This window comes from Pseudoalteromonas sp. MIP2626, from assembly GCF_013414205.1.
GTDB lineage: Bacteria > Pseudomonadota > Gammaproteobacteria > Enterobacterales > Alteromonadaceae > Pseudoalteromonas > Pseudoalteromonas nigrifaciens.
The window spans coordinates 36,216-49,255 of sequence record NZ_JAATTW010000026.1 but is presented as its reverse complement, the minus strand read 5'-3'; the positions used below and the strand labels follow the sequence as shown (position 1 = coordinate 49,255).

14 protein-coding genes are annotated in these 13,040 nt (G+C 39.5%); 8 read left to right on the top strand and 6 right to left on the bottom strand.

What is annotated here, in order from left to right; translation table 11 throughout:
• Positions 1-132 precede the first annotated feature (132 nt).
• Positions 133-735 (bottom strand): LysE family transporter, encoded by a 603-nt coding sequence (locus HC000_RS11840; RefSeq protein WP_179807741.1) that lies wholly within the window; start codon positions 733-735, stop codon positions 133-135.
• Between the two features lie 95 nt (positions 736-830).
• Between HC000_RS11840 and HC000_RS11835 the strand changes: the two genes are divergently transcribed.
• On the top strand, positions 831-1,724 hold the full coding sequence (locus HC000_RS11835) for a LysR family transcriptional regulator ArgP (RefSeq protein ID WP_179807740.1): 894 nt from the start codon (positions 831-833) through the stop codon (positions 1,722-1,724).
• Positions 1,725-1,730: 6 nt separating this feature from the next.
• Here HC000_RS11835 and HC000_RS11830 read toward each other — a convergent pair whose 3' ends face one another.
• On the bottom strand, positions 1,731-3,044 hold the full coding sequence (locus tag HC000_RS11830) for a M20/M25/M40 family metallo-hydrolase (RefSeq protein WP_179807739.1): 1,314 nt from the start codon (positions 3,042-3,044) through the stop codon (positions 1,731-1,733).
• 443 nt (positions 3,045-3,487) lie between these two features.
• Here HC000_RS11830 and HC000_RS11825 point away from each other — a divergent pair, with 443 nt between their 5' ends.
• The gene (locus tag HC000_RS11825) at positions 3,488-3,745 is read left to right on the top strand and encodes a type II toxin-antitoxin system Phd/YefM family antitoxin (protein ID WP_011329809.1); all 258 of its coding nucleotides are present in this window, start codon (positions 3,488-3,490) and stop codon (positions 3,743-3,745) included.
• Positions 3,733-4,032, top strand: a complete 300-nt coding sequence (locus tag HC000_RS11820; RefSeq protein WP_089369124.1) for a type II toxin-antitoxin system RelE/ParE family toxin — start codon at positions 3,733-3,735, stop codon at positions 4,030-4,032. The genes HC000_RS11825 and HC000_RS11820 overlap by 13 nt, the downstream gene beginning before the upstream one ends.
• Before the next feature lie 233 nt (positions 4,033-4,265).
• On the opposite strand, the gene HC000_RS11815 is transcribed toward HC000_RS11820, so the two are convergent.
• Both HC000_RS11815 and HC000_RS11810 read right to left on the bottom strand, forming a co-directional pair.
• Complete coding sequence (locus tag HC000_RS11815; protein WP_179807738.1) at positions 4,266-4,946, bottom strand: SDR family oxidoreductase; 681 nt, start codon at positions 4,944-4,946, stop codon at positions 4,266-4,268.
• Between the two features lie 55 nt (positions 4,947-5,001).
• The gene (locus tag HC000_RS11810; RefSeq protein ID WP_179807737.1) at positions 5,002-6,000 is read right to left on the bottom strand and encodes a DUF4382 domain-containing protein; all 999 of its coding nucleotides are present in this window, start codon (positions 5,998-6,000) and stop codon (positions 5,002-5,004) included.
• Positions 6,001-6,226: 226 nt separating this feature from the next.
• Between HC000_RS11810 and HC000_RS11805 the strand changes: the two genes are divergently transcribed.
• Positions 6,227-7,093, top strand: coding sequence for a mechanosensitive ion channel family protein (locus HC000_RS11805; RefSeq protein ID WP_011329813.1), 867 nt, complete (start codon positions 6,227-6,229; stop codon positions 7,091-7,093).
• A gap of 289 nt (positions 7,094-7,382) precedes the next feature.
• Here HC000_RS11805 and astB read toward each other — a convergent pair whose 3' ends face one another.
• Together astB and HC000_RS11795 are read right to left on the bottom strand one after the other, a co-directional pair.
• A complete protein-coding gene (astB, locus tag HC000_RS11800) occupies positions 7,383-8,729 on the bottom strand; it encodes an N-succinylarginine dihydrolase (protein ID WP_089369126.1) in 1,347 nt (448 codons plus the stop codon).
• Positions 8,730-9,131: 402 nt separating this feature from the next.
• Positions 9,132-9,566 (bottom strand): MarR family transcriptional regulator, encoded by a 435-nt coding sequence (locus HC000_RS11795; RefSeq protein ID WP_179807736.1) that lies wholly within the window; start codon positions 9,564-9,566, stop codon positions 9,132-9,134.
• Positions 9,567-9,694: 128 nt separating this feature from the next.
• Here HC000_RS11795 and HC000_RS11790 point away from each other — a divergent pair, with 128 nt between their 5' ends.
• The 4 genes from HC000_RS11790 (at position 9,695) to arsJ (ending at position 13,039) form a co-directional block, all read left to right on the top strand.
• Positions 9,695-10,123, top strand: coding sequence for an organic hydroperoxide resistance protein (locus tag HC000_RS11790; RefSeq protein ID WP_011329816.1), 429 nt, complete (start codon positions 9,695-9,697; stop codon positions 10,121-10,123).
• Between the two features lie 156 nt (positions 10,124-10,279).
• The gene (locus tag HC000_RS11785; RefSeq protein WP_179807735.1) at positions 10,280-10,624 is read left to right on the top strand and encodes a metalloregulator ArsR/SmtB family transcription factor; all 345 of its coding nucleotides are present in this window, start codon (positions 10,280-10,282) and stop codon (positions 10,622-10,624) included.
• A 162-nt stretch (positions 10,625-10,786) separates the two neighbouring features.
• Positions 10,787-11,800 (top strand): ArsJ-associated glyceraldehyde-3-phosphate dehydrogenase, encoded by a 1,014-nt coding sequence (locus HC000_RS11780; RefSeq protein WP_179807734.1) that lies wholly within the window; start codon positions 10,787-10,789, stop codon positions 11,798-11,800.
• A 12-nt stretch (positions 11,801-11,812) separates the two neighbouring features.
• The gene (gene arsJ / locus HC000_RS11775; protein WP_179807733.1) at positions 11,813-13,039 is read left to right on the top strand and encodes an organoarsenical effux MFS transporter ArsJ; all 1,227 of its coding nucleotides are present in this window, start codon (positions 11,813-11,815) and stop codon (positions 13,037-13,039) included.
• The last annotated feature ends 1 nt before the right edge of the window (position 13,040 follow it).

Genomic DNA, 13,040 nt, shown 5'->3' with positions numbered 1-13,040 from the left:
ATACGGGGTGGCTTGCTTTATCAGCGTTTAGGAAATAAGTTGATAAAATGTGAAGGGTACAGGAGCCGTATACGAGGTCCGTACGTACGGTTCTGTGAGAGGGATGAGGCATAAGCCTCACCCTACTCGATACTATTGGTTAGGTACGTTATAAAGCCCAAACGCCACAAAACATAATATAACTGCAATTGTGGTATCAAATATTCGCCATCTTAATGATGAACTTAATATACTTTTAAGTTTAGGTGCAAAAAGCACTAAGGTGCTGAACCAAATTATTGACCCAACACAAGCGCCAAGTGCAAAATGCATTGGGTTTGGTTGTAAAGCGCCAATATTGCCAAGTAATAACACGGTATCTAAATACACATGTGGATTTAGCAAACTGATTGCAAAGGCCGAAAGGGCAGTACCCCACCAGTTTACTTTTTCTACTTGGCTTATCTTTAAACCTGAAGTCCCTTTAATCGCTCGCATTGCAGATCCATACGCTAAGTACAATAGCATCGCAATACCGCCCCATGTTAACCAAGGCAGTAAGCCCGGTAATAATTGTTGTAATTCATTTGCTGCAAATACACCTATTAAAATAAGAGCCGCGTCGCAAATAATGCATACCGTGGCTAAAACAAACCGATTAGCGCCAGCCATACATTGGCTTAAAATCCAAATATTTTGCGCGCCAATAGCAATAATTAAACTTAGCCCCAGCACCACACCCGATAAAAACGACATACTTAAAATCCACTCAATTATTCAATGCCTTGCAGGGTATTGATAATTCTGTTACAAATCCAATGAATACATTTAGGGTTATATGCGTAAAACTCATGATTGATTATCAACTACTCAATGCACTGTCGGCGGTTATTAGTGAAGGCGGGTTTGAAAAAGCCTCTAAAAAGCTATTTATTACGCAATCGGCAGTAAGTCGGCGTATTCATCAACTCGAAGCCAAACTTGGAGAGCCTGTAATTATTAGAACGCAACCACCGCGGCCAACCGCTCTTGGAAAGCGTTTACTTAATCATTTACAACAAGTCCTGCAGTTAGAAGTTGCTTTAAACGTAGATGCACTTAACGAGCACTCCAGCTTAAACACACCTCTTAGTGTAAAGTTGGCTGCCAATGCTGACTCACTAGCTACATGGTTGCCAGAAGCCCTTGCCATACTAGATACAGAATCTGATTGTAAATTTAGATTTGAAGTGATCTCAGAGGATCAATCCATCGCCCATAAAAGAATGAAAGACGGCGAAGTAATGGTATGTATTAGCTCATCTTCTGAGCCTGTAAATGGTGGATTAGCGAGCCCATTAGGTGCTATACGTTACAAGGCAATTGCGAGTCCTGATTTTATTAAACAGCATAACCTCACTTCGCTTACGCAATTGGCGCAGGTACCGTGTTTAGTTTTTAGTGAATATGACAAGCTACAGCACCAGTTCTTAGCCGATATTAACGGCTCAACGCCAGAGTATATGCATATATATCCCTCATCAGAAGGATTTAAACAAGCCATGATAGCAGGCCTAGGGTATGGTTTATTGCCGACTTTGCAGCTCGGTGATTCCCTGCAAAAAGGAGGGTTAGTTGACTTATTTCCAGAGTATTATATTGATACTCCCTTGTACTGGCATTATTGGCAAAGTGAAAGCCCGCAACTTAAAGCACTGCGTAAGTTTGCAATGCAAGTTGCGGCTAACCGATTAGAACCAATTTAAAGGTGCTTATAACTGGCCTAATCTATAAATGAGTAATGCCGTTTTTTTAATGTTTTTATCAAGGCTGGTTAAATCGGCCGTTTCGTTTTTAGTGTGCGCGCCACTGCCCATTAAGCCCAAGCCATCAAGCGCCATATTAACATGGCTTGCGGCAAACGAAATATCTGCAGCGCCTGCATTGCGTGGGTTGGCAGCTACTACTTTGTTGAAGCCTAAGTCGTGGCTTGCGTCGCTGTATAATGCTAATAGCTTTTTATTGCCATCAGTTAATGCCATTGGCGGGTAACCGTCTTCAAAAATAAGCTCTGCTTTACTGCCATTTAAACTGTTGCTAGCAATGAGTTGCATTGACCTTTTTGCGTTTTCTAATTGTTTTGGTGAAAGTGCGCGTAAATCGCCTGCTATATGTACGGTTTGTGCTATTACATTACTTTTACCAAACGCAGTTGCTGACGAATTAGCGCTGTCGTAGTCGGCATTTGTGCCACCGACAATAAGCCCTGGGTTAAAAGTTAAATTAGGTTGTGTGGCAAGTTGTTCTCTAAAGCTATTTAAAATACGCGATGCTTCGTAAATAGCGCCATAGCCTACATTATCACTAAATATTTGCGACGAATGCGCCGCTGCAGCACTTACGTTTAGCGTCCAGCCGGTATAACCACGGCGCGCCGCCATGGCGGTTTTAATATTGTTATCGCCATTTTCAAAGCCTAAAGCAACATCTGCCCACATTGCCGCATCAACAATGGCTTGTTTAGATAAGCTAAGCGGACGACCGCTGCTTTCTTCATCGCCAGTGAGTATTACTTTTATGCTTACATTTTCAAGTAAGTTAAGCGCTTGCAAGCTTTTAAGTGCGGTAATTATTATCGTGTTACCGCCTTTCATATCGGCAACGCCTGGGCCACTGGCTGTATCGGCATCAAGCTGTTTGTAGGTTGTAAAATCATCGTGTTTGGCAAAGACTGTATCTAGATGGCCGATCATCAGTATTTTTATTGCATCGGGGTTTTTACTCTCAAAGGTAGCCAATACATGCCCTGCGCGGTTAAACGCACTGCCATCCAGCCATTCTACTTTAAAACCAATGGCCTTAAGTTGCTCGCTTGTAAGCGCGCCTACTTTTTTTACACCTTCAATATTAAGCGAACCGCTATTAATATTTACGGCTTGCTCTATTTCTTTAAGTGCTTGGGGAATGTTTTTATCGACCTGTTTTACTATTTCACGCTCATTTTTATCAAGCGCAGCATGACTTATAAGCGGTAAGGTACTAGCAAGTGTGAGAATGATTGCATGGCTAAATTTTAAAAATGACATAACAGCATAATAAGTGAGAAATAAGAGTATTTAATATGAAGTAAAATTAATAAGGATTCAATAGAAGTAGATTGTGATTTTTAACTAATTTTATAAGCAATAACGAGTTACAAGTTTAAGGGTGAACGCGTTATTAGTTTAAACACAGGTATTTAAATATAACCACTTAATTAATAATCAACGGGTATAATTAATCAGCTATACGTCTGATATTACTGAACTCCACCATTTTGGGGTTTTGCTACATTTAGAAAAGGTAAGGCGAAGCTAACTAACTGTTTACAGTTGTTTATTTTATAGCTTGGTTAAGTTGTTGTAATATAGGGATATTTTTATTTGTGAAATGACAAATATCGTAGGCTAATTTTTAGTCGTGCCGTTGTAACCTCCGGCTGCTGTGATACTATAGTGATACATTACTTAAGTTCTAGATAGGATTTTTTATGAAAGTTGAGCTAGTTACGACTCTTAAACGCCAAGCTACTAAAATATTAGCTGATCTTCATACTTCAAAAGAGCCTGTGTTAATTACAGAACATGGTAAACCATCTGCTTATCTAGTTGATGTTGATGATTATGAATTCATGCAACAACGAATAGCAATCCTTGAAGGTGTAGCGCGCGGTGAACAAGCTATTAAAAATGGCCATTTATTCTCTAATCAAGAAGCAAAAGAGAAAATGAGTAAATGGCTGAAATAATATGGACATCTCCAGCTCTCGATGATTTAAATTATGTTGCTGAATATATTGCTTTAAATAATCTGATTGTGGCTAAAAAATTGGTTCAAAAAGTATTTGAGAAAGTATCAAGGTTAGAAAATCATCCAGAATCAGGTAAAAGGCCTGCTGAGCTAAATAACTTAAACTACCGAGAAGTTATTGTTAATCCGTGTCGTATTTTCTATAAAATTGAAAATGATAAGGTTTATATTTTACATGTAATGCGACAAGAGCGAGATTTACGCAGGTTTCTTTTACAGAATTAAATACGGTTAACAAGTAAATCCACTAGTATGAAAATTTGGCTGAATCCATCTTGATTACTAAGAAAATCGCAAATTAAAATAGAGCGACAAGTGCAGTTTAAAAAATATAACAGGGCTTTTAAACGACCAAAATTTTTCTCTTAAACAGCTCTCAGCCCACATTTAGGACAAGCAACCACCAGGTTTAATACCACTTGTATTAAACCTGACAGCCAAAATCTACCAAGCTACATTTAATTAGTCGGCATTAAATAAATTTCGCGTACGCTGTTGCGCTGGTTTGCTTCAATAGCAAAAAGTACTGCGTCAGCGACATCTTGTGGGTCGAGTTTGTCGGGTTTAGCTTCATCAAAAAATGGGGTATTTACCATACCTGGTGCTATGGTTGTACAGCGGCCATTCCACTCACTCATTTCTTGTGCTAAGTTTTGTCCAAAGCCATAAGCAAACCATTTAGTTGCACCGTAAATAGAGCCGCCAATTGGCTTACGGCCAGCGGCAGAGCTGGTTAAAATGAAGTGTCCGGTGGTTTCGCGTAAATATGGCAGTGTTAATTTTGCGCTCCACAATAGGGCTTTAATGTTTATATCGATCATGGTTGACCACTCATCGGGATCACCTTTTTCGGTGCCAGCAGTTGAAACGCCCATACCTGCGTTAGCAAAGGCTACATCTAATCGGGCAAACTTTTCAATGCCTTTTGTTACCACATTTTCAAGCGCGGTAAAGTCGGTTGCATCTGCGGCTACAGCCAGTGCGTTATCTGATCCTAGCTCGGCAACAAGTTGGTTAAGTTGCTCTTCTCTACGGGCGGTTAATATAACTTTATGACCGTTGTTTACTAAGGTTTTTGCCGTTGCTTCACCAATGCCACTAGAAGCGCCGGTTATGAGTACTATTTTCTCTTTTGCCATGGTTTTTTCCTTGTTAACAAATGAATAAAGGCGCAGCTCAATGTGCGCCATGCAGTTATTGTGCTATGTCAAAACTGACTGATAAATCTTCAGTTTGCGTTAGACTAATTTGTTTCAGTTGATAAACATTAAAGTCAGCATCTACTTGCTCTGCATCGTCTATGTGTGCGCTACACGTATAACCAAGTTGGTAGTCGCCTGGTGTTACGAATGCGAGTTCAAATTCGTATTCATTATCGTCCGCATCAAATACAACATTGGCAGTCGCTAACGGAGCGTTATCAGGCGTTTGGTCATCTATTTCATGCATATCAGTAGGGGTTTGTGCTTGCGCAGAATAAAGGTAAACAGCATGACCAAATGATGAATCATCAGCGGCAAGAGCAATGTTATCAGTCTCGCAATTGTTTATAAGTGTTTGGCTTACAGTGCCTTCAATATCTTGTGATTCAGAAAGGTTTTGTAAACGCACGCCGCGAGGTTTTAAAAATATTTCGTCATTATTTTGTGGATCAACTAACGATTTTTTTAAATCAAACTCTAATACAAACTCGTTGTCGGTTTGATTGAGTGTAAAGCCATCTAGCTGAATTTCACCCACGCCATCGTTACCTTTTCTTTTTACGATAAGCGGTGCAATGCTGCCGTCTTCATAAACTACGTGAGATGTTAAGCTAAGGTTGTTCGTGTCGCCGTTTATCACTTGTGCGCGGATCCACGAATAATCCCCAGCAGGTACTTCTTGATCGTCAAGTAATTGAAAAATATCGTCGCCCGTATAGTCTAGTAAATTGACCATTTGCGCTAAGGTGGAATCGTTTTTAGAGCGAGTTGCAAAGCTAACTTCTTCACCTGCTTGGGCTTTAATTGTTATTGAATCAAACACCACGTTAACTTGTTTTAAACCAGTGACTGGTGCGTCGGAAATGCCTAAACTAAAAGTGGTTTTATCACTTGCTTGCGGTGGGGTTGTTTCAGCCTCGTCATTTGATGAGCCACAGCCTGCTAAGGCAAAAATAATAGCGCTACTTAATATTGTTGATTTAAAGTTCATGCTTGGTTCCTTTTATTTGATTTGTTAAGTGTATGTATTTAACCCTTAACCTAAATTGAATTAAAAATATGAAGAGTTAGAACTTTTAACATGCTGTTTTAAATGGTTTTTAATTTTATCGATTTAATTGTTTTTTACTATATACTCGCGCCACTTCTTTTGAAGTCGTTTTTATTAAATTTAACCATAATTTTGCTGAGTTTCAGCCACATTTATCGGAACAAACATGAAAGATAAACTTTTAGCATTTTGGCAAAGCCATTCAGAAACAATCATCACTTTAGGATACAAAGTGATTTTAGCTTTGGTGATTTTAATTGCCAGTGGCGTAATTGCCCGCGCTGTTAAAAGAGCAGTTAATGGCTCTAAATCGCCGCTTAATAAATTAGATAAAACTTTGCTGCCTATTATCTCTCGCCTTTCGAGTTACTTGGTTTATATAATTGGCTCGTTATTTATTTTAGATATTTTTGGGGTCAATACCGCCAGTTTAGTGGCACTAATGGCCGCTGCAGGTTTAGCAATTGGTTTGGCGTTAAAAAGTACGTTAAGTAATATAGCTGCAGGTATTATGTTATTAATATTAAGACCTTTTAAAGTAGGTGACTTTATTGATGCCAGTGGTACATCGGGTACGGTGAGCGAAATTAACTTATTCACTACTATTTTTAAAACCACCGACGGCCTTTATATAGCCTCTCCTAACGGCAAAGTGTGGGGTGGTAATATTAAAAACTTTACCCGTAACGGTAAAAGACGCATGGATATTGTAGTGGGTATTTCGTATGCCGACTCAATAGATGATGGCTTAAATGTACTTAAACAAATAGCCAGCTCAGAAGGGCGTTTACTAGCAGAGCCAGCGCCAAAAGTAATGGTGGTATCTATAGCCGAAAGTTCGGTAAACCTACAATTACGCGCATGGACTGTAAATGGTGATTACTGGCAAACAGTGTGGGATCTTAATAAGCGCGTTAAAGAGTCTATTGAGCAAGCAGGGCTAACAATTCCATTCCCGCAGCGCACTTTGCACTTACCTGAGTCGCTAGCAACAAGCGTTACAATTAATAAAGACACTGCAAAAGTAGATTAATATTAGCATTATCAGCACACATAAAAATAGCGAGCTAAGGCTCGCTATTTTTTGTTGTATCGTTTGTAATTATTTAACCTGAACTCTGGTTAAGAGATTTACTAACGTATTGAATCGTATTTATATTTAATTTTATTTTCTCTAGCCAGAGGTTTTCAGTGAAAACAAGGCGAATTTACGCGTCAATAGCTGGCCTATTGCAAGTAAATTCAACGCAGTTAGTGCTGAAAATAGCTGCTTGAGATAAGTTTATTATCCGGAGCTCAGGTTATTTAGCTTAAGTAAGTAATTAACCTTCTAATTGAAAGTCGTACACTGAGCCTAAATTAAGTAGTTGGGTTAGCTCATCAAGTGCTTGGTAACTTTCGCTCAGCAGTGCTGGGTCGGCAAAGTCTTTAGCACCTAATTGGTCGCGGTAGTTACGTTGTGCCCAGTTACACAATTGTGTGTATTTAGTGTCGGTTAAAATAACGTCTGGGTTTACTGCAGCGAGTTCTTGCTCGTTCAAAGCAACCCGTAAACGCAAGCAAGCTGGGCCGCCGCCATTTTGCATACTTTGGCGTAAATCAAAAAAGCGTACTTGGTTTATAGGGTTATCGGCCATGATCATTTCTTCAATGTAGTCGTTAACTGCGCTATTACGTTGGCACTCTTTTGGCGCTACTAATAACATAGAGCCATCACTTAGGCTTACTAGTTGGCTATTAAATAAATAGCTACTAACTGCATCTTGAATACTTACTTTACTTGTAGGTACTTCAATAATATAAAATTGTTTATTACCAATGTAGGCTTCGCGAATATCTTGCAATGCTTGCTGCTGATTTAAAAATGCTTGCTGATGGCACAGCAGTACGTTGGCATTACCTACTGCAATAACGTCGTTATGAAAAACCCCTTGGTCAATCACATCAGGGTTTTGCTGCAGTAAAATTTGGCTGGTATCTTTTAAATTATGTAAGCGGCAAATAGCTTCAGAGGCTTCGAGTGTTTGCCTTGCAGGAAACTTAACCGGTTTTGGTAAATGGCTGTTAAATGCACTGGCCCCAAATACAAACATTTCTAGGCCTTGCTCGCCATGGCTGTCGCAAAAACGGGTGTGGTTTGCTGCACCTTCATCACCAAAAAAGCCTTGATCGGGTAAATGGGTATGATGCGCAAAGTGGTTTTGGTTATTAAACATTGCTTTTAACAACCGCGTTGTGGTGGCAGGCTCTAAAGAGCGATGAAACTTATTATTTAAATTTGCAGCGGTAAAGTGCACTTTGCCATCGGTTGTATCGGGCGATGGCGACACAGTTGCGGCGTTTGCTGTCCACATTGCTGAGGCTGAATAACATGCGCGTAATAAAATAGGATCGGCGTTAAAAGCTTTATTAATAACTTGCGCGTCGTTACCGCTAAATCCCAGGCGGCGCAGTATATTTAAGTCGGGACGTGCATGGGGGGCAAATACACCTTGAGTTAAGCCTTTGTCGTGCATGGCTTTCATTTTTTCAAGGCCTTGAAGCACCGCCTCTTGGGGATTTGAAAAGCTAGCGGCGTTATTTAACGAAGCAACGTTACCATACGATAACCCCGCATAATTGTGGGTAGGGCCAACTAAACCATCAAAATTAACTTCTAAGGCAGGCATACACATTCCAAATAAATTGTTTAATAGAACTAACAATACAATGCATTGGGTTTACTTGCAAAGCGACACCAACAAGAAAAGCTTAACGGCTGAGAATACGCTCTTTATCAGCGGTAGTACGCGGATTATTTGGCTCGTTTACTTGCCAAAAACTAACATCTAAACGCCATAATAAATAAAGTGTGTGATATAAATTAAACATAGCTTTTCCTTTGAAATTTTTTAAACACATAAAGTGATAGGAAGAAGTATGCCAACGTTTAATTGAATATTTTATGAATACGAATCAATGAATTAGTGTTTTTATATAAAAAAGTTGCTAGCTTTTTGCACTTATATGGTGGGTTTTTTGGGCTGTAGGCACTTATTTGATACACGCGCTATTTTAAACGGTTTATGTAATTAATTAGATAAATCGTTAACGACTAAGTCGAGTAACTGCATTAGTTGTTTTGCTTGCTCTGCATTTACGTTATTAAATTTACACAGCACTTTGCTAGGTATATCAGCCGCTTTTAGCTTTAGTGATTGCCCCTGTTGAGTGAGTTGCACTAAACGCTTGCGCTTGTCGTGCTCGTCTTTTACTACGGCAAGTAATGACTTGTCGGTCATTTTTTTTAGTATTTGGGTCATTGCACTGCCATCAATCGCGGTGTTATTTATAAGCTCGGCAATGGTTATTTGGTCTTGCTCCCACAATGCCATCATTACTACATACTGCGGATAAGTTAAATTAAGTTCAGCTAAAGGCTCCCTATAAGCGCGAGCAATACTATTAGATGCCATATATAAACGATGACATAGCTGATTTTTTAATTTTAACTGCTCAAACGACATGCTTTAACCTCTTTGCTGAATAAAGTGCATTTTAATTTGCATGCAAAGTATTTGCAATCTATATTTAGTTGTTCTATTATTTTGCACACAAACTAAATAAATTAACTTTTTAAATTGTGGAGTTCATTATGAATGTATTACAAAACGTTGCCTATACAGCAAAAGCAACTGCAACCGGTGGCCGTGAAGGCACAGCTAAATCTGATGATGGTCGTTTAAATGTAGATTTATCAACTCCTAAAGGCTTAGGCGGCGATGATGGTAAAGGGACTAACCCTGAACAATTATTTGCAGCAGGTTACGCGGCATGCTTTATTGGCGCGCTTAAATTTGTAGCAGGCAGCGAGAAAATTACTCTGCCAAGTGACACGCACATTAATTCAGAAGTGTCGATTGGCGCTATTGACGGTGGTTTTGGTATTGCAGTTAAGCTAGCAGTGTCGCTGGGTGATATGGATAAAGCGCAAGCACAGGAGCTTGTAGATAAAGCGCACTTAGTATGCCCATATTCAAACGCAACACGCGGTAATATTGAAGTTGAGCTGTCGGTTATTTAATAACAAAACTCGCTAATATTTAAAAAGCACACAATAACCTTGTGTGCTTTTTTGTTTTTGAGGTCATAAAAATAAATATACGAAAAATCGTATATTCACTATTTCATATATTCAGTTTTTGTTTTATTGTGTACATATTAACGATACGAGGACGCTATGGAACAATTCAACCCCCTGCAATTTTATAAATGCCTAGCGGACGATACACGTTTAAAGGCCATACTGCTTATTGCTGATCAGCAAGAGTTATGTGTTTGCGAATTAGTTGCGGCACTTAATTTAAGCCAACCTAAAGTGTCACGTCATTTAGCACAGCTTCGCCAATGCGGATTGCTCACAGATCGAAAACAAAACCAATGGGTGTACTACAGTATTAATAAGGCGCTACCAGATTGGGCACAAATAGTAATTACGCAAACACGTGTTGCAACAGCATCATTTTATAAAAGCGATTTAGAACGCTTAAATGCTATGGGTAATCGCCCTGAGCGCTGTTGCTAAGTAACCTGATCTGTGGGTAATAAACTTATCTCAAGCAGCTATTTTCACTGAAAACCTCTGGCTAGAGAAAATAAAATTAAATATAACTATGACTCAATACGTTAGTAAATCTCTTAACCAGAGTTCAGATTAAGTAATTAATATAACAAAAGGTATTTTATTATGACCATTAAAGTAGGCATTAACGGTTTTGGCCGTATGGGGCGTTTAACGCTGCGCGCAGCGGTTGACTGGCCAAATATAGAGTTTATAAAAGTAAATGATATAGCGGGCGATGCTAAAACCCATGCCCATTTATTGGAGTTTGACTCAGTGCATGGGCGTCTACATCACCCTGTTACTGCTACTAATAATATTATTGAGGTTGGCAAACACAATATAACTGTAAGCAACCATAAAACCATTAACGACAACGATTGGTCTGGTTGCGATGTAGTAATAGAAGCCAGCGGTAAAATGAAAACTACCCAGTTACTAAATGCGTATTTAGCCCAAGGTGTTAAACGCGTGGTGGTGACCGCACCGGTAAAAGAAGAGGGCATTTTAAATATAGTAGTAGGGGTGAACGATCATCTTTATAAGCCAAGTGAGCACAAAATAGTTACTGCGGCCTCCTGTACCACCAACTGCTTAGCGCCTATTGTGAAGGTACTGCAACAAGAAGTGGGAATTAAACACGGCTCCATAACCACTATTCATAGTATTACCAACACGCAAACCATTATTGACGCACCACATAAAGACCTACGCCGAGCACGTTCTTGTGGCACAAGTTTAATACCAACAACAACAGGCAGCGCAACAGCCATTACGCATATTTTTCCTGAGCTTAAAGGTAAATTAAACGGCCATGCTGTACGTGTACCACTTACTAATGCCTCAATTACCGATTGTGTGTTTGAACTGCAGCGCAGCGTTAGTGAAGATGAAGTAAATGGCTGGTTTAAAAGTGCGGCTAATAACGAGCTTAAAGGTATTTTAGGTTACGAGGAAAAACCACTGGTATCGATTGATTACGCAACCGATCCGCGCAGCAGCATAATAGATGCGCTTTCAACTATGGTAATTAACAACACTCAGCTTAAATTATACGCTTGGTACGATAACGAGTGGGGCTATGCAAATCGTACTGCAGAGCTAATGCTAAAAGTTGGTTTAAGTGATCAATCAAATTAATAGGCTAATTTAATGTTTGCGCAACTAGCTAACTTACCAAGCTCACTAAAACAGTATTTTATCATTACCGGCAATTATTGGGCTTTTACTTTAACCGATGGCGCACTGCGAATGTTAGTGGTGCTGTATTTTCATCAGTTAGGTTATGGCGCATTAGCGATTGCTATGTTGTTTTTGTTTTACGAAATATTTGGCGTGATCACTAACTTAGTGGGGGGATGGTTAGGAGCGCAACTTGGCTTAAATAAAACCATGAATATAGGCTTAGGGCTGCAAATACTTGCGCTTGCTATGCTTTGCGTGCCAACAGATTGGTTAACGGTTGCTTATGTAATGGCAGCACAAGCGTTAAGTGGGATTGCCAAAGATCTTAATAAAATGAGCGCCAAAAGCGCGATTAAATATTTGGTGCCGCAAAACAGCAGTGGGCAAAGTCAATTATATAAATGGGTTGCCATACTTACAGGCTCTAAAAATGCATTAAAAGGAGTGGGCTTCTTTTTAGGTGGGGTACTGCTTACTTTATTTGGTTTTGTTGGTGCGTTGTTTACTTTAATCGTTTTATTGAGTGTTGCCTGGGTTATAAGTTTAGTCTTTTTAAAAGGCGATATAGGTAAGGCCAAAAACAAACCTAAATTTAAAACGTTATTCTCTAAATCTCGCGCTATTAATTTACTTAGCACCGCACGATTGTGTTTATTTGCCTCGCGAGACGTGTGGTTTGTAGTGGCTCTGCCTGTGTATTTAGCCACGCAATTTAACTGGAACCATACTTGGGTGAGTGGCTTTATGGCACTGTGGGTAATAGCGTATGGGTTAGTGCAATCGCAAGCACCGCGAATTACTGGGCAAGTTATTACCTCTGGTTTTAATACAGTTAATAAAGCATATAAATGGGTTACGCTATTGTGCGTTGTAACTGGCGTTTTAGCGCTGCTAATGCAATTTAATAGTGCGGTAAATTATACGCTTATAGTGGGCTTATTTATTTTTGGTGGGGTGTTTGCTGTTAATTCATCGCTACATAGTTATTTAATAGTGAGCTTTGCCAGCAGTGATGGTGTGTCGCTCGATGTAGGCTTTTATTACATGGCCAATGCCATGGGGCGCTTACTGGGTACTGTGCTTTCTGGTTGGGTATTTCAGCTTTATGGGTTAGTGGCGTGTTTATGGGTTAGTGTTTTTTTACTCATTATGGCTGCAATAGCCACCGCTTTTTTGGCTAAACATGAAGGCTAAA

Bases quoted from the DNA above. Each gene is read 5' to 3' on its own strand.
- HC000_RS11840 (WP_179807741.1), bottom strand. From the start codon at position 735: ATGTCGTTTTTATCGGGTGTGGTGCTGGGGCTAAGTTTAATTATTGCT.
- HC000_RS11835 (WP_179807740.1), top strand. From the start codon at position 831: ATGATTGATTATCAACTACTCAATGCACTGTCGGCGGTTATTAGTGAA.
- HC000_RS11830 (WP_179807739.1), bottom strand. From the start codon at position 3,044: ATGTCATTTTTAAAATTTAGCCATGCAATCATTCTCACACTTGCTAGT.
- HC000_RS11825 (WP_011329809.1), top strand. From the start codon at position 3,488: ATGAAAGTTGAGCTAGTTACGACTCTTAAACGCCAAGCTACTAAAATA.
- HC000_RS11820 (WP_089369124.1), top strand. From the start codon at position 3,733: ATGGCTGAAATAATATGGACATCTCCAGCTCTCGATGATTTAAATTAT.
- HC000_RS11815 (WP_179807738.1), bottom strand. From the start codon at position 4,946: ATGGCAAAAGAGAAAATAGTACTCATAACCGGCGCTTCTAGTGGCATT.
- HC000_RS11810 (WP_179807737.1), bottom strand. From the start codon at position 6,000: ATGAACTTTAAATCAACAATATTAAGTAGCGCTATTATTTTTGCCTTA.
- HC000_RS11805 (WP_011329813.1), top strand. From the start codon at position 6,227: ATGAAAGATAAACTTTTAGCATTTTGGCAAAGCCATTCAGAAACAATC.
- astB (WP_089369126.1), bottom strand. From the start codon at position 8,729: ATGCCTGCCTTAGAAGTTAATTTTGATGGTTTAGTTGGCCCTACCCAC.
- HC000_RS11795 (WP_179807736.1), bottom strand. From the start codon at position 9,566: ATGTCGTTTGAGCAGTTAAAATTAAAAAATCAGCTATGTCATCGTTTA.
- HC000_RS11790 (WP_011329816.1), top strand. From the start codon at position 9,695: ATGAATGTATTACAAAACGTTGCCTATACAGCAAAAGCAACTGCAACC.
- HC000_RS11785 (WP_179807735.1), top strand. From the start codon at position 10,280: ATGGAACAATTCAACCCCCTGCAATTTTATAAATGCCTAGCGGACGAT.
- HC000_RS11780 (WP_179807734.1), top strand. From the start codon at position 10,787: ATGACCATTAAAGTAGGCATTAACGGTTTTGGCCGTATGGGGCGTTTA.
- arsJ (WP_179807733.1), top strand. From the start codon at position 11,813: ATGTTTGCGCAACTAGCTAACTTACCAAGCTCACTAAAACAGTATTTT.